Origin of the sequence: Streptomyces sp. NBC_00306 (genome assembly GCF_036169555.1) — a bacterium.
GTDB lineage: Bacteria > Actinomycetota > Actinomycetes > Streptomycetales > Streptomycetaceae > Streptomyces > Streptomyces achmelvichensis.
Map to the genome: position 1 here is coordinate 1,062,059 of NZ_CP108032.1, position 18,267 is coordinate 1,080,325.

The 18,267-nt window shown below is 71.4% G+C and carries 19 protein-coding genes and 1 riboswitch; of the genes, 11 read left to right on the top strand and 8 right to left on the bottom strand.

Annotation, left to right across the window (positions count from 1 at the left end; all coding sequences use genetic code 11):
- Positions 1-19: 19 nt before the first annotated feature.
- From OHA05_RS04670 to OHA05_RS04685, 4 genes are all read right to left on the bottom strand, one after another.
- Positions 20-1,741 (bottom strand): urease subunit alpha, encoded by a 1,722-nt coding sequence (locus tag OHA05_RS04670; RefSeq protein ID WP_313947675.1) that lies wholly within the window; start codon positions 1,739-1,741, stop codon positions 20-22.
- The gene (locus OHA05_RS04675; protein WP_313947674.1) at positions 1,734-2,045 is read right to left on the bottom strand and encodes an urease subunit beta; all 312 of its coding nucleotides are present in this window, start codon (positions 2,043-2,045) and stop codon (positions 1,734-1,736) included. The genes OHA05_RS04670 and OHA05_RS04675 overlap by 8 nt, the downstream gene beginning before the upstream one ends.
- A gap of 13 nt (positions 2,046-2,058) precedes the next feature.
- Positions 2,059-2,361 (bottom strand): urease subunit gamma, encoded by a 303-nt coding sequence (locus tag OHA05_RS04680; protein ID WP_313947673.1) that lies wholly within the window; start codon positions 2,359-2,361, stop codon positions 2,059-2,061.
- 136 nt (positions 2,362-2,497) lie between these two features.
- Positions 2,498-3,118 carry a TetR/AcrR family transcriptional regulator gene (locus OHA05_RS04685; RefSeq protein WP_328859889.1) on the bottom strand — a complete coding sequence of 207 codons (621 nt, stop codon included), beginning with the start codon at positions 3,116-3,118 and terminating at the stop codon, positions 2,498-2,500.
- Between the two features lie 106 nt (positions 3,119-3,224).
- On the opposite strand from OHA05_RS04685, the gene OHA05_RS04690 reads away from it, so the two are divergent.
- The gene (locus tag OHA05_RS04690) at positions 3,225-4,214 is read left to right on the top strand and encodes an ABC transporter permease (protein ID WP_328863333.1); all 990 of its coding nucleotides are present in this window, start codon (positions 3,225-3,227) and stop codon (positions 4,212-4,214) included.
- A 621-nt stretch (positions 4,215-4,835) separates the two neighbouring features.
- On the opposite strand, the gene OHA05_RS04695 is transcribed toward OHA05_RS04690, so the two are convergent.
- Complete coding sequence (locus tag OHA05_RS04695) at positions 4,836-5,117, bottom strand: type II toxin-antitoxin system Phd/YefM family antitoxin (protein WP_328859890.1); 282 nt, start codon at positions 5,115-5,117, stop codon at positions 4,836-4,838.
- Between the two features lie 96 nt (positions 5,118-5,213).
- Here OHA05_RS04695 and OHA05_RS04700 point away from each other — a divergent pair, with 96 nt between their 5' ends.
- The 3 genes from OHA05_RS04700 to OHA05_RS04710 all read left to right on the top strand — a co-directional run bounded on the left by OHA05_RS04700 (position 5,214) and on the right by OHA05_RS04710 (position 7,150).
- A complete protein-coding gene (locus OHA05_RS04700) occupies positions 5,214-5,849 on the top strand; it encodes an ATP-dependent Clp protease proteolytic subunit (protein WP_313949101.1) in 636 nt (211 codons plus the stop codon).
- A 9-nt stretch (positions 5,850-5,858) separates the two neighbouring features.
- Positions 5,859-6,167, top strand: coding sequence for a hypothetical protein (locus tag OHA05_RS04705; RefSeq protein ID WP_313947669.1), 309 nt, complete (start codon positions 5,859-5,861; stop codon positions 6,165-6,167).
- Positions 6,168-6,513: 346 nt separating this feature from the next.
- Positions 6,514-6,670: riboswitch (cyclic di-AMP (ydaO/yuaA leader) on the top strand.
- A 3-nt stretch (positions 6,671-6,673) separates the two neighbouring features.
- The gene (locus OHA05_RS04710; RefSeq protein WP_328859891.1) at positions 6,674-7,150 is read left to right on the top strand and encodes a C40 family peptidase; all 477 of its coding nucleotides are present in this window, start codon (positions 6,674-6,676) and stop codon (positions 7,148-7,150) included.
- A gap of 210 nt (positions 7,151-7,360) precedes the next feature.
- Here OHA05_RS04710 and OHA05_RS04715 read toward each other — a convergent pair whose 3' ends face one another.
- From OHA05_RS04715 to OHA05_RS04725, 3 genes are all read right to left on the bottom strand, one after another.
- Positions 7,361-7,528 carry a hypothetical protein gene (locus OHA05_RS04715; RefSeq protein ID WP_328859892.1) on the bottom strand — a complete coding sequence of 56 codons (168 nt, stop codon included), beginning with the start codon at positions 7,526-7,528 and terminating at the stop codon, positions 7,361-7,363.
- Positions 7,529-8,016: 488 nt separating this feature from the next.
- Complete coding sequence (locus OHA05_RS04720; protein WP_313947667.1) at positions 8,017-8,448, bottom strand: ATP-binding protein; 432 nt, start codon at positions 8,446-8,448, stop codon at positions 8,017-8,019.
- 306 nt (positions 8,449-8,754) lie between these two features.
- Positions 8,755-9,900: an 8-amino-7-oxononanoate synthase gene (locus tag OHA05_RS04725; protein WP_313947666.1), complete on the bottom strand. Its 1,146-nt coding sequence runs from the start codon at positions 9,898-9,900 to the stop codon at positions 8,755-8,757.
- Positions 9,901-10,046: 146 nt separating this feature from the next.
- On the opposite strand from OHA05_RS04725, the gene bioB reads away from it, so the two are divergent.
- From bioB to OHA05_RS04760, 7 genes are all read left to right on the top strand, one after another.
- Positions 10,047-11,204 (top strand): biotin synthase BioB, encoded by a 1,158-nt coding sequence (bioB, locus tag OHA05_RS04730; RefSeq protein ID WP_313947665.1) that lies wholly within the window; start codon positions 10,047-10,049, stop codon positions 11,202-11,204.
- A gap of 8 nt (positions 11,205-11,212) precedes the next feature.
- Positions 11,213-12,505 carry an adenosylmethionine--8-amino-7-oxononanoate transaminase gene (locus OHA05_RS04735; RefSeq protein ID WP_328859893.1) on the top strand — a complete coding sequence of 431 codons (1,293 nt, stop codon included), beginning with the start codon at positions 11,213-11,215 and terminating at the stop codon, positions 12,503-12,505.
- Positions 12,506-12,666: 161 nt separating this feature from the next.
- Positions 12,667-13,380 carry a dethiobiotin synthase gene (gene bioD / locus OHA05_RS04740; protein ID WP_313947663.1) on the top strand — a complete coding sequence of 238 codons (714 nt, stop codon included), beginning with the start codon at positions 12,667-12,669 and terminating at the stop codon, positions 13,378-13,380.
- A 4-nt stretch (positions 13,381-13,384) separates the two neighbouring features.
- Positions 13,385-13,738, top strand: a complete 354-nt coding sequence (locus OHA05_RS04745) for a VOC family protein (RefSeq protein ID WP_313947662.1) — start codon at positions 13,385-13,387, stop codon at positions 13,736-13,738.
- Between the two features lie 49 nt (positions 13,739-13,787).
- Positions 13,788-14,459: a class I SAM-dependent methyltransferase gene (locus tag OHA05_RS04750; RefSeq protein WP_328859894.1), complete on the top strand. Its 672-nt coding sequence runs from the start codon at positions 13,788-13,790 to the stop codon at positions 14,457-14,459.
- A gap of 282 nt (positions 14,460-14,741) precedes the next feature.
- Positions 14,742-15,560, top strand: coding sequence for an ABC transporter ATP-binding protein (locus tag OHA05_RS04755; RefSeq protein WP_313947660.1), 819 nt, complete (start codon positions 14,742-14,744; stop codon positions 15,558-15,560).
- A 9-nt stretch (positions 15,561-15,569) separates the two neighbouring features.
- Positions 15,570-18,134, top strand: coding sequence for an ABC transporter permease (locus OHA05_RS04760; protein WP_328859895.1), 2,565 nt, complete (start codon positions 15,570-15,572; stop codon positions 18,132-18,134).
- The last annotated feature ends 133 nt before the right edge of the window (positions 18,135-18,267 follow it).

Consider the following 18,267-nt stretch of genomic DNA (forward strand, 5'->3'; position numbering starts at 1 on the left):
GGTCTGTCGTCATCGGCGGTCAGAAGAGGAAGTAGCGCTGGGCCATGGGCAGTTCGACGGCGGGCGCGGGCTCGACCGGCTCCCCGTCGATCGTCACCGTGAAGGTGTCGGGGTCGACCTCGACCCGGGGCAGGGCGTCGTTCTCCCGCATGTCCGCCTTGGTGATCCCGCGAGTACTGGTGATGGGGACGAACTCCTTGTACAGCCCGAGGCGTTCGGGCAGTCCGTCCTCGATCGCGGCCGGGGCCACGAAGGTGAGCGAGCCCGTGGAGGCGGCCCGGCCCATCGCACCGAACATCGGTCGCGGCAGCACCGGCTGCGGGGTCGGGATGGAGGCGTTGGCGTCACCCATCTGCGCGTAGGCGATCTGGCCGCCCTTGATCACCAGTTGGGGTTTGACGCCGAAGAAGGCCGGGTCCCACAGCACCAGGTCGGCGAGTTTCCCGGTCTCGACCGAGCCGATCTCGCGGTCCATGCCCTGGGCGACCGCCGGGTTGATCGTGTATTTGGCGACATAGCGACGGACTCTGTGGTTGTCGGCGCGGCCGTCCCCGGGAAGGGAGCCCCGGCGCTTCTTCATCACATGCGCGGTCTGCCAGGTACGCAGGACGACCTCCCCGATCCGGCCCATGGCCTGGGAGTCGGAGGAGATGATCGATACGGCGCCGAGGTCGTGCAGGATGTCCTCGGCCGCGATGGTCGAGGGCCTGATCCGCGACTCCGCGAAGGCGAGGTCCTCGGGCACCGACGGGTTGAGATGGTGGCAGACCATCAGCATGTCGAGGTGTTCCTCGATGGTGTTGACGGTGTGCGGCCGGGTCGGGTTGGTGGAGCTGGGCAGGACGTAGGGCTCACCGACCACCGTGATGATGTCCGGTGCGTGCCCGCCGCCGGCACCTTCCGTGTGGTACGCGTGAATGGTCCGGCCCGCGATGGCGGCGAGGGTGTCACCGACGAACCCGGCCTCGTTGAGGGTGTCGGTGTGGATGGCGAGCTGTGCGCCGCTCTCCTCGCAGACCCGCAGACAGGCGTCGATGACCGCGGGTGTGGCCCCCCAGTCCTCGTGGATCTTGAATCCCAGGGCTCCGCCGCGCAGTTGGGAGTGCATGGCCTCGCCGGACATGGTGTTGCCCTTGCCGAGCAGACCGATGTTGACGGGCAGACCGTCCAAGGCCTCGAACATCCGGGCGAGGTGCCAGGGGCCGGGCGTGATGGTGGTCGCCTTCGTGCCTTCGGCGGGACCGGTGCCACCGCCGACGAGCGTGGTGACCCCGGTCGCGAGGGCCTGGTCGACGAGCGTCGGCGAGATGAAGTGGACGTGCGCGTCGATGGCACCGGCGGTGACGATCTTCCCATTGCCCGCGATGACTTCGGTCTCGGGACCGATCACGATGCCGGGGTGGACGCCGTCCATGGTGTCCGGGTTGCCGGCCTTGCCGATGCCGGTGATCCGGCCGTCCCGGATGCCGATGTCGGCCTTGACGATCCCCCAGTGGTCGATGATCACGGCGCCGGTGACGACGGTGTCGGGTGCGCCGTCGGCGCGTGTCGTACGGGACTGGCCCATCGACTCCCGGATCACCTTGCCGCCGCCGAACACCGCCTCGTCACCGGCGAGTCCGGGGCCGCCGGAGCGGTCCTCCTCGATCTCGACGAGCAGATCGGTGTCGGCGAGCCGGATGCGGTCACCGGTGGTGGGCCCGAAGAGGTCCGCGTAGAGGGCACGGTGCAGTTCAGGCATCGAGCGCGCCTCCCGTCTCCCCGCGCAGCCCCGTGATGACGCGGAGTCCGGTGAAGGGCACCAGTTCCACGTCCACCGGGATACCGGGCTCGAATCGCACGGCGGTTCCGGCCGCGATGTGCAGCCGCTTGCCGTGGGCCGCGGCGCGGTCGAAGTGCAGGCCGGGGTTGGATTCGGCGAAGTGGTAGTGGGAGCCGACCTGGACGGGCCGGTCGGCGGCGTTCACCACCGCCAGACGCGTGACCTCGCGGCCCTCGTTGAGGGGGACGGGGTCGTCGGCGAACAGGATCTCACCGGGAATCATCGGCTCCTCCCCTTCAGACGATCGGGTCGTGGACGGTGACGAGCTTGGTGCCGTCCGGGAAGGTCGCCTCGACCTGGACGTCGTGGATCATCTCCGGGATGCCCTCCATGACGTCGGCGCGGCCGAGGACCTGACGGCCCGACGCCATCAGCTCGGCGACGGTCCGTCCGTCCCGCGCGCCTTCGAGGATGTGCGAGGTGATCAGGGCGACGGCTTCGGGGTGGTTGAGCGCCACCCCGCGGGCGCGGCGCTTCTCCGCGACGTCGGCCGCCACATGGATCATCAGCCGTTCCTGCTCGTGCGGGGAGAGTTGCACGCGTCCACCTCACTGTCGTCCGTGCCGGGCCCGTTCGGGCACGGCGAGACCTCGTCGCCGCCAACGCTCCGCCGACCTGCACGGTGCCGTCCCACTGCCGGGAGGTGAACGTTAGGGCGCAAGTTTTTCCGGCGCGTTAACTGACGTCGGGGGCGCTCATCGACATGAGCCCCCGGAGCCCGTCCTCCAGGACGTCGACGTCCACGTCGCCGAAGAGCGCCTGCTGAAGGATGAAACCCTGGGCGGTGGCGATGAGCGTGCGCGCCACATGGTCGGCGGGTACGTCGGCGGCCATCAGGCCGTTGTCCCGGTAGGCGTCCACGAGTTTCGCCCAGGCGAGCCGCATACCGCTGTAGCCCTCGCCGAGTGTGGTGGCGAGCCGCTCGTTGCGGAGCGTCTCGGTCCACACCTGGACCACGAGCCGGGCGAAGGCCTGTCGGTCCTCCCCCCGTACCTGCTCCTGCAGCAGCTTGCGCAGGACGCGGCCGAGCAGCACGTCGGGCAGGGGAGGGGGCGTGGTCCGGGCGGCGTCCTCGAAGGCGCCCCGGATCCCGGCGAACGCCTCGTTCGCGATGGCCGCGATCAGCTCGTCCTTGCCACGGAAGTAGCGGTAGACCGCGCCTGCGGAGAGTTCTGCCTCACTGAGGATGTCCTGCATCGACGTGGCATGGAAGCCGTTACGGGCGAAGCAGCGGGCGGCGCCGTCGAGGATCTGGCGTCGTCGTGCGTCGAGATGTTCCTGGGATACGCGGGCCATGCCAACAATCTAAAACGAACATTCATTCTTGACAAGCGCGACACGCGGCGGGACAGTGAGGGCAACCGCAAAACGAACGATCCTTCTCTTGGAATCGAGGCGCACGATGTCCGCCACGCCCACTCACCGCACGATCGCGGTGATGGCTCTCGTCCCCGCCCTGGTCGCGCTGGCCCTGTGGGCCTTCGCCTGGCCCGCCGCCCGTACCGCTCCCCGGGATCTCCCCATCGGCGTCGCCGGCCCGGCGTCCGCGGTCGCCCAGGTCGAACAGCGCCTGGAACAGCGGCCGGACGCCTTCGAGGTGCACCGCTACACCGATGAGACCGCGGCCCGCGAGGCGATCGAGGACCGCGTTGTATACGGAGCGGTCGTCGTCACCCCGGAAGGGCCGCAGCTGCTGACCGCCTCCGCGGGGAGCCCTGTCGTCGCCGGACTGCTGAAGGAAGCCGTCACCGCGCACGCTCCTGCCGGCGATCCGGTGAAGGTGACCGATGTGGTGGCCACCCCCGCCGGCGATCCGCGCGGCAGCGGGCTGGCGTCGAGCATCCTGCCGCTGGCCCTGGCGGGTGTGGCGGCAGGAGTCATGGTGACGGTGCTCGGACTGCGCGGGAGCCGCGCGGCGCTCGCCCTGACCGGCGCGGCAGCACTGGTCGGACTCACGGCCGCCGCTCTCGCTCACAGCTGGCTCGGCCTGCTGAACGGCAACTGGTGGGCCGAAGCGGGAGTCCTCGGGCTGACCGTCCTCACCATCGCGGGCGGCGTCGCGGGCTTCGCCGCGCTGCTCGGCACCCGTGGCATCGCCCTCGGCAGTCTGCTGATGGTCCTGATCGGCAACCCGTTCTCCGGAGCCGCGAGTGCGCCGGAACTGCTGCCCGACCCCGCCGGAGTGATCGGCCAGTGGCTCCCGCCGGGTGCGGGTGCCCAACTGCTGCGGTCGGTGTCGTACTTCGACGGCAGCGGAGCGGGCGGAGCGGCCCTCACGCTCTCGCTGTGGGCAGCGCTCGGACTCGCCGCGGTGCTGGCGGGCGGGCGGAGCGCGCAGCCGGCCGATGCGTCGAAGGAGTCGCTGCGACCCGTGCCGGCACCGGTCGGCTGAGCCCCCACGACCAGCCGCGCGTCCCCGCTGTAGCGGACGGGGACGCGCGGCTTTCTGCTGCGTGGGCTGGTACCGGGGGCGCTTGTGCAGCTGCGCAGTGCGGGCCGGCGCCGGGCCCGCGCCATACCGATGCGTGCTGGAGCGGCCGGACACCCGGCTTGCGCGACGCGGTCGCGTGCTGGACCGGGCTCGGCACGCGGGCTTGTGCCACTGGGGCGCGTGCTGGACCGGGCTCGGCACCCGGACTCTTGCCACTCGGTTGCGTGCTGGGCCGGGCTGGGCACCCAGCTTGTGCCACTGGGGCGGCGTGCTGGACCGGCCGGCTGGGCACCCGGCTTGTGCCACTCGGGCGCCGCATGGTGCCGAGCCGGGGCGGCGGGTCGTACCGGCCGATCGGGGCGGCGAGACGGCCGCGACCGAACGGCATCCGCTGCCCGCCGGGGACGCCGGGCCCGGCAGGGTTGTGAACCCGCGAGCCCGAGCGGCACGCCCCCGGGGAGCCGGGCTGCGAGCCGTGAAGCTCGGCCGCCCGCTGCCCGCCGGGGACGCCGGACGTCACCAGGGGCCCGCGGGCCCGTGAGGCCCAGACCTCCGTCGCACGCCCAGGCGCGCCGGCGCGCGTCAGCCGTGCGTGTCGGGGCGGCGGTGCTCCGCCGTGAGTCCGAAGCGCCCCCGTTCGCCGGAAGCGGACGAGAGGGAGCCGACGGACGAGACCGAGCTGACCACCTGCTCCTCCGCGCCGTCCTGAGCCTGCTCCAGTCGTTCCAGGTCAGCGGCCGAGACGAGCGCCACGAGGGGCTTTCCGTGCCGGGTGACGACGACGCGTTCGCCCCCGTAGACGACGCGGTTGATCAGATCGGCGAGCTCTGCGCGGGCTTGCGTCACCGGAATCTCGTAGGCCATGCTCCCCATCATAACCGCCTGTACGTCCTGTACATTTTTTACAGAACCGTGCCAGGTGCGCACGGAGGAGAGGCACTCATGGAGAAGAGGCTCGCCATGCACCGTCCGGTCGCCCGCTATGTCCTGCCGCAGTTCACCGAGCGCACGAGCTCGGGGACCCGCACCCTCGACCCGTACTCCAAGTTGCTGGAGGAGCGGATCGTCTTCCTCGGGACCGAGGTGGACGACACCGCGGCCAACGATGTGATCGCCCAGCTCCTGCACCTCGAGTACGCGGCCCCGGACCGGGACATCTCGCTCTACATCAACTCCCCCGGCGGCTCGCTCAGCGCCATGGCCGCGATCTACGACACGATGCAGGTCGTCACCTGCGACGTGGAGACGACCTGTCTGGGTCAGGCCGCATCGACGGCGGCGCTGCTGCTCGCCGCCGGCGCACCCGGGAAGCGGATGGCACTGCCGGGAGCGCGGATCGTCGTGCAGCAGCCCGCGACCGAGGAGCCGTTGCGGGGCCAGCCGTCCGATCTCGACATCGCCGCACAGGAGTTGCTGCGACTGCGGGCCCAACTGGCCGCGATGCTTGTGACACACACCGGCCAGACGGCCGAACGGATCGCGGCCGACCTGGAGCGCGTCAAGATCTTCGATGCCGAGGGGGCCAAGGAGTACGGACTGCTGGATCACGTCATCCGGAACCGCAAGACGTCGCTCTCCGCGCCCGGTTCCCGGTGAGGGTGCGCGATGCTGCTGCCCGAACTGCCACCACTGCCCGCGCTAACACGCGCCGAGGGCGAACTGATCGACAGCTATCTCGAGGTCGTCGACCTGCTGGGGCGGATCAATCCGGCCCGCTCCACCCACACGTACGGCGCACTGCGCGCGGCCCAGGCGCTCGTCGGCCGGGCGAGCGCCCTGCGGGACGCCCTGACGCTCATGCACCTGCGCGGCGAGAGCGAGGTTCACCCGGCGACTCTCGGCCAGGCGCTGCGGGTTCTTGACGGCGATCGGAGGACGCGACGGGTGACCTTGCCGCCTCCGACGGAGAACTGACGACCCCTCGGATCGAGTCAACCGCCAAATGGGTATGAGATTCCCTACCCCATTCGGTGGAGCCGTTGCACCATCTTTGCCTACGGTCAACTTGCGCACCATGACCACCGATTTGGCGGAATGACTCATTCCGGTGCTGGTGCGGGCGTCCTCGGCCGTCGCGCGGCGAGCCGCGATGAACCCCTGTCCACCCGAACAGGTGAGTGGTGGCGAAACTCACATATCGCCGTTTCAGCTCGGAAATCCGGCGCGCCATGGGTCAAGATCCCTGGGACGACAAGCCCCCGTCACCTCGGCGGGGCGGTCCGGGCGGACGCCGAGTCCTGCCGCCGATCCGGACGTCTGGTCGACAGAAGTGCTTCGGCAGGAGTGGAGGACCCGAGCAACACGGGGCAGCCGGAAAGTCCGGCCGTCCCTCGGGGTGAAGCCGCACTATGCAGCCGGGCACCTTCGTCCGCCCGAACCCGACAGGTCATCCTTCACAGGCGGCTGACGAAGGGTTGCGCATGACTGCGCAGAAGCATGTCCCGTTCTTGATGACACGGGCGGGTGCCGTATCGGCCCTGACCCTGGCCGCCGTCGGCGGCTCCATGCTCGTGCCGGGTGCCTCGTCGGAGGCGTGCGCAGCAACCACCCACGCCGGCAAGGCGTTGAAGGTGGCCGCGTCGAAGAAGGGCGCGCCGTACAAGTACGGCGCTATGGGCCCCTCCCGCTTCGACTGCTCGGGCCTGACGCTGTATTCGTACAAGAAGGCGGGCAAGAAGCTCCCCCGTACGGCCCAGCAGCAATACAACAAGACGCGTCATATCAAGGCCTCTTCACGGCAGGTGGGCGACCTCGTCTTCTTCCATTCCGGCAGGAGCGTCTATCACGTGGGTATCTACGCCGGCAGCGGGAAGATCTGGCACTCCCCCAAGACAGGTTCCTGGGTGAAGCTCGAAAAGATCTGGACCAAGAGCGTCTGGTACGGGCGCGTCGGCTGACGGCACGCCACTGAGGGTGTACCGGTGGGCGGTTGTCCCGTCCCGCCGGTGCGCCCGGTCTCGATGGCGCCGCGCATCGGCTACGCCCGGTTCCGGTGGCGCCCGCCGGCGTCAGTGCGCCGGCGGCTGGGCGAGGAGTGTCGCGCCCAGCGCCATGAGCGTGCCGCCGGTGACGTGCTCCACGGCACGGGTGACCCGCGGCCCGCGCGGCTATGGGCCGAGCCGGTCGACCAGCGGCGCCACCACAGGGAACCGGACCAGGGCCGGTGGGACGACGATCGTCGCCGGCAGCAACGTGCGCGGCAGCACGGAGGCCCCCGCCAGCACGAACTGCGGCCGCAGGCTGAGGAAGCGCACCGGAGCCTTCGGGTTCAGCACATGGGCGAGGAACCCCTCGGTCGGAAGCCGGCGGTACGGCCGTTAAACAGCGATGCCCCTTCGCACCCACCGCGCAAAGGCGTCGAGAGGGCGCCGGCCCGGGCAGGTGCCATGCCCGCCGTGGTGTGCGAGACACCGGGCTACGCCCTGGTCAGCCGGGCGGGGTGGCGGTGGTACCGGAGACGGTGGCTCCATGGCGGTCACGCCGCTGGGCGTACGGCAGTTGGAGCCGATGACGTTCCGGCGGACCATCTCGGTGACCCATCGCGGGAACGAACGAGTCCGGCGACTGCTTCCCTGCCCCCGCTGCGCCGGGCGTACGGCAGTTGGAGCCGGCGGTGTTCCGGCGGACCATCTCGGTGGCGCACCGCGGGGACCTGGTCGAGTCCGGCGGCTGCTTCCCTACGGGCCCTGCTGCGCAGGGCCGCGCGACGGGATGAGGCGGCTCCAGCGCCACGTCACCGGAGACCCACCGGCCGGGTCGTCGTTCAGCCGGGGACCGGCGCCGTCCACGGGAGAGCGATCCAGACCGTCTTGCCGCCCTCCGCCGTCGGGGTCACCGAGAGCCGGCCACCGCACTCCGCCGTGAGACTGCGGATGATGATCATGCCTCTGCCGTTGTCCTGCCGTACGGCGGCGGGCAGTCGCTGCGGCCAGCGCGGGTGGCTGTCCGTGACCCCGATGACCAGTTCCTCGTCCCGCTCCAGCCGCAGATCGACCGTGAAGGTCGGTGACTGGCCGAAGGTGTGCTGGATGGCGTTCGTGGTCAGTTCGGAGACGATCAGCCGGACCGTGTCGCCTGCCTCGTCGTCCACCGGGAGACCCCACTCGGAGAGGATGTCCGTAACGAATTTCCGGGCCGCGGAAACCGAGGCGGGATCGCTCGGCAGAGTGACGGAGGCTTCCTGAAGGTCGGCCATGGCGACGCTGTCCCTTTCCCACCGCGGCCGGGCTCCAACTCGTGGCGGATGATGCGCGGGCGGCCGCGGATTGCGCTTCGCGCCAGAGTGCCACTCATCACCGTGCCAGAGGTGGCGATCCACCAAGATATGTAGATATCTGTCGCTCGAAGCGGTGAACTCTGCTACGCGGGACCGGATCCGCCCCGCGCCCTCCCGTCCCTGGTCACCGGCGCGGCGGGGCCGTCGAACGTGTCCGCGGGCCACGACGGGGGCGAACGGGAGTACCCCGGCCGCGGCGGGCCGGGACGGCGGCGTTCGGTGGTGTCAGCCGACCGGAGCCGTCTCCACGATGGTGGCGACAGCCCACGCGATCTGCTCGTCCGTGAGATCCGCACGGGCCGTCAGCCGCAGCCGCGAGATGCCGTCCGGGACCGACGGCGGGCGGAAGCAGCCGACGCCCAGACCTGCCGCCCGGCAGTCCGCGGCCCACTGCAGCGCCGCCTCCGGGGAGGGCGCCCGCACGGACACCACGGCCGCGTCCGGGCGTACGGCGCTCAGTCCCAGGGCCGTCAGCCGCCCGTGCAAAGTCCCCGCGACCGCGCGGGCCCGCCCGGCGAGCTCCGGCTCGCGGCCCAGCAGCCGCAGGGCGGCCAGGGCGGCGCCGGCGGCGGCCGGTGCGAGTCCGGTGTCGAAGATGAACGTCCGGGCGGTGTTGACCAGGTGGTCGATGACCCGCGCGGGGCCGAGGACCGCGCCGCCCTGGCTGCCGAGCGACTTGGAGAGGGTCAGCATCGCGACCACCCCCTCGTCGCCCGCGAGGCCGGTGGCCGCCGCGGCTCCCCGGCCGCCCTCCCCGAGGACGCCCAGGCCGTGGGCGTCGTCCACGAGCAGCGCGGCGCCGTGCTCCCGGCACGCCTGCGCCAGAGCGGGCAGCGGTGCGGCGTCGCCGTCGACGGAGAAGACGGAGTCGGTGACGACGAGGGCACGCCGGCCGGGGTGCGCGTCGAGCGTCTTGCGGACGGCCTCGGCATCGGCGTGCGGGGAGATCGCGGTCTCCGCGCGGGAGAGCCGGCAGCCGTCGACGATCGAGGCGTGGTTGCCGGCGTCCGAGACGATCAGCGACCCGCGATCGCTGAGCGCGGTGACCGCGGCGAGATTGGCCGCATAGCCGGAGGACAGGACGAGGGCGGCCTCGAATCCGCAGAACGCGGCCAGTTCCCGTTCGAGTTCGGCGTGCAGCGCGGTGCTGCCGGTGACGAGCCGGGAGCCGGTGGCGCCGGCGCCCCAGCGCTGCGCCGCCTCGGCGGCCGCGGCCGTGATCTCCGGCCGGCGGGTCAGACCCAGGTAGTCGTTGCCCGCAAGATCCAGCAGCTCGGAGTCGGCGTCGCGGGGCCGGAGCGTCCGGACGAGACCCGCGCTCGCACGGCGGCGCGACTCGTCGTCGATCCAGTCGAAAGGATCCTGGGTCATGGTGGTCCGGTCCTTTTTGTAGGCAGCGCACAGACCCTAACCGGGCCGGCTCGCGGAACCGATGTGGCCATACACACACCTCATTCGGGCTCTGTTGTCGGGTTCCGCCTTGGCCGGGACGTGTGCCGTACGTCAGGATCTGGCGCATGGACCTGCTGAACACGCTGGTGGAGAAGGGGCTGCGGCGCGAGCTGCCGACCCGTGAAGAGGCGCTCGCCGTACTGGCGACCTCAGACGACGACCTGCTCGAAGTGGTGGCCGCGGCCGGCAAGGTACGCCGTCAGTGGTTCGGGCGCCGGGTGAAGCTCAACTATCTGGTGAACCTCAAATCGGGGCTGTGTCCCGAGGACTGCTCCTACTGCTCCCAGCGGCTGGGGTCCAAGGCCGAGATTCTCAAGTACACCTGGCTGAAGCCCGACGAGGCGTCCGAGGCGGCGGCCGCGGGTGTCGCGGGCGGCGCGAAGCGCGTCTGCCTGGTCGCGAGCGGCCGCGGCCCGACGGACCGGGACGTGGACCGTGTCTCGAAGACCATCGAGGCCATCAAGGAGCAGAACGAGGACGTCGAGGTCTGCGCGTGCCTCGGGCTGCTCTCCCAGGGACAGGCCGAGCGGCTGCGGGACGCCGGCGCCGACGCGTACAACCACAACCTCAACACGTCCGAGGGGACGTACGGGGACATCACGACCACCCACACCTACGCGGACCGCGTGGACACCGTGCACCAGGCGCAGGCCGCGGGCCTGTCGGCCTGCTCCGGTCTGATCGCGGGCATGGGCGAGAGCGATACCGATCTCGTCGACGTGGTCTTCTCGCTGCGTGAGCTCGACCCGGACTCCGTGCCGGTGAACTTCCTGATCCCCTTCGAGGGCACGCCGCTGGCCAAGGAGTGGAACCTCACCCCGCAGCGCTGTCTGCGGATTCTCGCCATGGTGCGGTTCGTCTGCCCGGACGTCGAGGTGCGCCTCGCGGGCGGCCGTGAGGTCCATCTGCGGTCGATGCAGCCGCTCGCCCTGAACCTGGTGAACTCGATCTTCCTCGGTGACTATCTGACCAGTGAGGGCCAGGCGGGCAAGGCGGACCTCGACATGATCGCGGACGCCGGGTTCGAGGTGGAGGGCGCGGAGACGACGACCCTGCCGAAGCACCGGCAGGGCGGCGGCTGCGGTTCCGTGTGCGGCGGCGAGTCGTCCGACGCTCCGGCCGAAGCACCGGCCGAGGCCCGCGCGGAGGCCAACGCCGCCCGCACGGATCTGGTCTCCGTGCGCCGCCGCGGCGCCGGCACCGACCTCGCTCCCAATGCCTGAGGCGCCTCATGCCTGAACGAGTGCCCCACGACGAGCTGGTCGCCCTGGACCGGGCCCATGTCTGGCATCCGTACGGTCCGATGCCGGGCCGCAGCGACCCGCTGGTCGTGGACTCCGCGTCCGGGGTACGGCTGAGGCTCGCCGAACCCGCCCACGGGCAGCGCGAGTTGATCGACGGGATGTCGTCGTGGTGGTCGGCCATCCATGGGTACAACCACCCCGTCCTCAACGACGCGGCACGCGATCAGCTGGACCGCATGAGCCATGTGATGTTCGGCGGGCTCACCCACGAGCCCGCCGTCCGGCTCGCGACGCGGCTCGTCGAGATCACTCCCGAGCCGCTGCGGCACGTGTTCCTGTGCGACTCCGGGTCGGTGTCGGTCGAGGTCGCCGTCAAGATGTGCCTCCAGTACTGGCGTTCCACGGGCCGCCCGGAGAAGCGCCGGCTGCTCACCTGGCGCGGCGGGTACCACGGTGACACCTGGCAGCCCATGGCGGTGTGCGATCCCGATGGCGGGATGCACGAGTTGTGGTCGGGGGTGCTGCCGCGGCAGGTCTTCGCGGACGCGCCGCCGGCGGAGTTCGACGAGGTGTACGCGGACCATCTCCGGGAGGCGGTCGAGCGGCACGCCGACGAGCTCGCGGCCGTGATCGTGGAGCCCGTGGTGCAGGGCGCGGGCGGCATGCGGTTCCACTCGCCCGCATATCTGCGGGTGCTGAGAGAAGCGTGCGACGCCCACGGTGTGCTGCTGATCTTCGACGAGATCGCCACGGGCTTCGGGCGCACCGGCACCCTGTTCGCCGCGGAGCAGGGCGGGGTGTCGCCGGATGTGATGTGTCTGGGCAAGGCGCTGACCGGCGGCTATCTGACGATGGCTGCGACGCTGTGCACCTCACGGGTGGCGGACGGGATCTCGCGCGGCGATGTGCCGGTGCTGGCCCACGGCCCGACGTTCATGGCCAACCCGCTGGCCGCGTCGGTGGCGAACGCCTCCATCGATCTGCTGCTGGCGCAGGACTGGCCCCAGGAGATCAAGCGCCTGGAGACCGGCCTGCGGGACGGCCTGGCGGAGGCACGGAACCTGCCCGGGGTGAAGGACGTCCGGGTGCGGGGAGCGATCGGCGTCGTCCAGCTGGATCACGACGTGGACATGGCCGCGGCGACTCAGGCCGCGGTGCGCGCCGGGGTGTGGCTCCGGCCGTTCCGGGACCTGATCTACACGATGCCGCCGTACGTGACCGGGGACGAGGATCTGTCCCGGGTGTGCGAGGCGGTGTGCGCGGCCGCGGCCGCGGGGTGACGAGTCCGGGGCCCGGACCGGCAGGGCCGGGGCAGCGGACTCATGCGTACCGGCACGCGGACTGACGCACCGTCCGGGACGCGGGCACGAAGCGCGGCGACATCGCGCAAGGGAACGAGGGGCGCTTCGGCGCCGGTGAACAGATGGGCGGTAGGGGCACCATGGCAGTCGTCGTCGTCTCGGGAACCGGGACGGAGATCGGGAAGACCGTCGTCACCGGCGCCGTCGCCGCGCTCGCGCTCGCGCAGGGGCGGACGGTGGCCGTGGTCAAGCCCGCGCAGACCGGCGTCGGGCGCGACGAGCCCGGCGACCTCGCCGAAGTCGCGCGGCTCGCCGGCGACGTGTTCGGGGTGGAACTGGCCCGGTACCCCGAACCGCTCGCCCCCGCCACCGCCGCCCGGCGGGCCGGGGCCGCGCCGGTGCGGCCTCAGGAGGTGGCCGACGCCGTGGAGAAGCTGGCCGCCGAGTACGACCTCGTTCTCGTCGAGGGCGCGGGCGGACTGCTCGTCCGGTTCGACGACGACGGCGGGACGCTGGCCGACGCCGCCCGGCTGCTGTCCGCTCCGGTCCTGGTCGTCACCACGGCGGGACTGGGCACGCTCAACGCCACCACGCTGACCGGCGAGGCTCTGCGCGCGCGGGGGCTCGCGCAACTCGGCGTGGTCGTCGGCAGTTGGCCCGCGGATCCGGGGCTGGCCGAGCGGTGCAATCTGACGGACCTCCCCGAGGCCGCCGGAGCTCCGCTGCTCGGAGCCGTACCGGAGGGGTCCGGAGCCCTCGCGCCCGCGGATTTCCGGGCCCGCGCCGGGGGTTGGCTCGCTCCGGTGCTCGGCGGGTCGTGGGACGCGGCGGCGTTCGGCCCGGTCGTACGCTGACCGGATGCGCGCGCGTATCGACGAGATCGTCTTCGACTGCCACGATCCGGCCCGGCTGGTCCGCTTCTGGGCCGCGCTCCTCGGCGGGGAGCCGGTGGACCGCAGTGCCGACTGGTCGTCCATCGATCCGCCCGGGTCCGCGCGGATCGCGTTCCAGCGTGTGCCCGAGGGCAAGGTCGCGAAGAACCGGATCCATCTGGATCTCGACGCCGGCGATGTGGACGAGGCGGCGGAACGGGCGGTGGCGCTCGGTGCCGTACGGCTGGGCCCGGTCACGACCGACGACCACGGCCGGTTCCAGGTGCTGACCGATCCGGAGGGCAATGAGTTCTGCTTCGTCGCCCCGGGGGGAGAATGACGGTGAGCGCCCGCCGTCCCGGACACACCGACCCCCCGAGGAGACCGTCATGCCCTTGCGGAGCAGCGCAGTGCCCCGGGACGCCGTCCACCATCCTCTGTTCGCCCGTTTCTACGCCCGCTTCAGTGTGGCCGCGGACAAGAGCATCGCGCAGCACCGCAGGGAGCTGCTGACCGGACTCTCCGGGCGGGTGATCGAGGTCGGTGCGGGCAACGGTCTGAACTTCCCGCACTATCCCTCCGCCGTCTCGGAGGTCGTCGCTCTGGAGCCCGAGCGCAGCCTGCGCGCGCTCGCGGTCGAGGCCGCGCGTCGCGCCGACGTCCCGGTCGATGTGGTCCCGGGTGCGGCCGAGGCGCTGCCGGTGAAGAGCGAGGCGTTCGACGCGGCCGTCGTGTCGCTGGTGCTGTGCTCCGTACGGGACCTGCCGCGGGCGCTGGCGGAGATCCGGCGGGTGCTGCGGCCGGGGGGTGAGCTGCGCTTCTTCGAGCACGGCCGCGCCGGGACCCCGGGAATGGCGCGGGCCCAGCGGCTCGTGGACCGTACGGTGTGGCCGCTGCTGTTCGGCGGCTGTCACACCTCGCGGGACACCCTCGCGGCCATCGAGGCGGCCGGGTTCGAGCTGGGTGAGCACCGGCGGCTGCGGGTGCCGGAGCAGGGAATGCAGGTGCCGAGTTCTCCCTGCGTCCTCGGCAGGGCGTACCGTCCGGTCGCCGAGAGCTGATCGGGGACAGCGGCTCACCTCTGCGTCACCAACTGCCGTGCCCGTGACGGCGTATGACGGCTCGATTCGGCTGACGGCGGCGACGCGTACGTCCGCCCCGCGGGCTCCCCCGGCGAACACCGCCTCGAACACCACTCGGTTGCCCCTTACATCAACCCCGAGAACCGGGCCCTGCGACGGATACCGGGCACCACTGGCCGTTCTCTAGTCTCAGGAAGCCTGAGTCTCAGCACGTTGTAGGGCACCGGAGCGAGTCGGAGCGGCACGACCCAGGAGGCGGCCATGTCCACACCTGCCACTGCACCCACCCACGGCCGGGCCGCGGGTGTTCCGCTCGCCGCGCGGGCCCGGGCGCTGACCAAGGCGTACGGGAGCGGGGAGACGAGCGTCCGCGCTCTGGACGCCGTCGACGTCGACATCGCCCGCGGGCGGTTCACGGCGGTGATGGGCCCGTCCGGTTCGGGCAAGTCCACGCTGATGCACTGCCTCGCGGGACTCGACACCGTCTCGGCGGGCCAGGTGTGGCTCGGGGACACGGAGATCACCGGGCTCAACGACCGCGAGCTGACCAGGCTTCGACGGGACCGGATCGGTTTCATGTTCCAGGCGTTCAATCTGCTGCCAACCCTCACCGCCGCCGAGAACATCACCCTCCCCATGGACATCGCCGGGCGCAAGCCCGACCAGGAGTGGGTGGAGCGGGTCATCGACACCCTGGGGCTGCGCGACCGCCTTCGGCACCGGCCCGCGCAGCTGTCGGGCGGACAGCAGCAGCGGGTGGCCTGTGCGCGTGCCCTGGCGTCCCGCCCGGAGCTGATCTTCGCCGACGAACCGACCGGCAATCTCGACTCCCGCGCGGGCGCCGAGGTCCTCGGATTCCTCCGCGAAGCGGTGGACCACCTCGACCAGACGGTCGTGATGGTCACGCACGACCCGGGGGCCGCGGGCCACTCCGATCTGGTGCTCTACCTCGCGGACGGGCAGATCGTGGACACGATGCCGGAGCCGACGGCCGAGGCCGTGCTCGAGCGGATGCGCCTGTTCTCCGGCGGCCGGACGCAACCACCGGCCGCGGGGGCCGACCCCCTGGCCAAGGACTGAGGGCGCGCCGTGCTCAGAGCGACACTGCGGAGTTTCTTCGCGCACAAGGGCCGGCTGCTGCTGTCGATGCTCGCGATCGTGCTGTCCGTCGCCTTCGTCAGCGGATCACTGATCTTCTCGGACACCGTCTCCCGCACCTTCGACCGCCTGTTCGCCTCCACGTCCGCGGATGTCACGATCGCGCCGAAGGAAGGTGTGGGCGAGAGTCTGCCGACCGGGGTCGTACGGACCGTGCCGGCCTCGCTCGCGGACCGGGTGGGCGCCATCGACGGGGTCGCCGGCACCCACGTCGACGCGGCCGTCGAGAACATCACGGTGGTCGACGACCGCAACGAGCCCGTCGGGCCCACCAGCGGCGCGCCCACCATCGCCACCAACTGGTACGTCACCGACCGCAGCCCCGTGAAGCTCACCAGCGGCCGCGCGCCGCGCGGCGGCGGCGAGGCGCTGCTGGACCGGAACACCGCCGACAAGGCGAAGCTGGGCATCGGTGACACCCTCACGCTCCTCGCCCAGCCCGGTTCCTTCCGGGTCGAGATCGTCGGCATCGCGACGTTCCGGACCACCAACCCCGGTGCGGCGCTGGTCTTCCTGGACACGCCGACCGCCCAGGCCAAGGTGCTGGGCAAGCCCGGCGAAGCCACCTCGATCTCGGTCGACGCCGCCGAGGGTGTCAGCGACGACACGCTCAAACAGCGGGTCGCCGCCGAACTCGGTGACGCCTACGACCTCAAGACCGCCGACGAACAAGCGGAGTCCGACGCGGCGCAGCTCGGCGGATTCCTCGACGTGATCAAGTGGGTGATGCTGGGCTTCGCGGGCATCGCCGTCCTCGTGGGCATCTTCCTGATCGTCAACACCTTCTCGATGCTCATCGCCCAGCGCACCCGCGAACTGGGGCTGCTCCGCGCACTCGGGGCCGACCGCCGCCAGGTCCGCCGTTCGGTGCTGACCGAGGCGGTGCTCCTGGGACTGGTCGGCTCGACGCTCGGCCTCGCCGCAGGCGTCGGACTGGCGGCCGGGCTCATCGCGCTGATGAGCGCGTTCGGCATGAATCTGAGCGCGGCCGAGATGGTCGTGGGGCCGGCGACTCCCGTGTCGGCGTACGCCGTGGGCCTGGGAGTCACCTTCCTGGCCGCGTATCTGCCGGCCCGCCGGGCCGCCCGGGTCTCCCCGATGGCAGCGCTCGTCGACGCCGAAGTCCAGGGTGTGGGGCGGCCGTTGAAGGTCCGTGCCGTGGCCGGGTCCCTCATGGCCGCGTCGGGTGCTGCCGCGCTCGCCGGCTGCGCGGTGAGCGACCGGACGGCGAGTGCCTCCTTGCTGCTCGGACTCGGCGTGGTGCTCACGCTGATCGCCACGATCGTCGCGGGCCCGCTCCTCGTACGCCCGGTGATCCGGGTACTGGGCGGGGCGTTCCCCAAGGTCTTCGGCTCGGTGGGCAGGATGAGCCAGCGCAACGCCCTGCGCAATCCACGGCGTACGGGCGCGACGGCCGCCGCGCTGATGGTGGGGCTGGCCCTGGTCGGAGGACTGTCGATCGCGAGCGCCTCGATGACCGAGTCGTTCGACAACCAGATCGACAAGACGCTCGGCGCCGACTTCGTCGTCCAGAACAGCACCTTCATGCCCTTCCCGCAGGAGATCACCGAGAAGGTGAAGGCCGTCGAGGGCGCCGGAACGGTCGTGCGTCAGCGCTTCGCGCCTCTCGCGCTGACCCTGCCGGACGGCAAGCGGGTGGAGTCGACGGCCTCCGGGTACGACCCGAAGCTGGACGAGGCCGCCAACATCACCTACGCGAGCGGAACCACCGCGACCGCGCTGGCCGCCGACAGCATCGCCATGGACCTCGCGTACGCCACCGAACACCGGGTGCGCATCGGGTCGGTGCTGCCGGCCGAGTTCCCGGGCGGGCGGCAGGCCCGGCTGACCGTCGGGGCGCTCACCGACATGGACCAGACGGGCGGGCCGGGCATGGAGGGCGCTCTGTTCATGGGTCTGGCGACCGTCGAGAAGTATCTGCCGGGCGGCCAGGACGCCGCGGTCTTCGTCAACGCGGCCGACAGCAGCGCCACGGACGAGCTGCGGACCGGTCTCGAAGCCGCGCTCGACCCGTATCCCCAGGTGCAGGTGCGCGACCAGGCCGACTACAAGGAACTGATCCGCCAGCAGATCGCCGTGATGCTCTACCTCGTCTACGCGCTGCTGGGGCTGGCGATCGTCATCGCGGTGCTCGGGGTCGTCAATACCCTCGCCCTGTCGGTGGTGGAACGGACGCGTGAGATCGGACTGCTGCGCGCGATCGGCCTCTCCCGGGTGCAGCTGCGGCGCATGATCCGGCTGGAGTCCGTGGTGATCGCGGTCTTCGGGGCACTGCTGGGGCTGGCGCTGGGCATGGTGTGGGGAGTGGCCGTCCAGCAGGTGCTGGCGCTGGAGGGCCTGACCGCGTTCGCCGTGCCGTGGGGCACGGTGATCGCGGTGGTGGTGGGCTCGGTGGTCGTCGGCCTCGCGGCGGCGGTACTGCCGGCGCTCCGCGCGTCGCGGATGAACGTGCTGGCAGCGATCGCCCACGAATAGGAGAAGCGCGGGCCGGGACGGCCGGACGACCCGGCCACCGGGCAGCGGCGGGTCCCGGCGGCGACCGCCGGGACGGACGGGCCGGCAACGCCTCACCGGACCGCGGACCGCCGACCGCGCCTCACCGGACCGC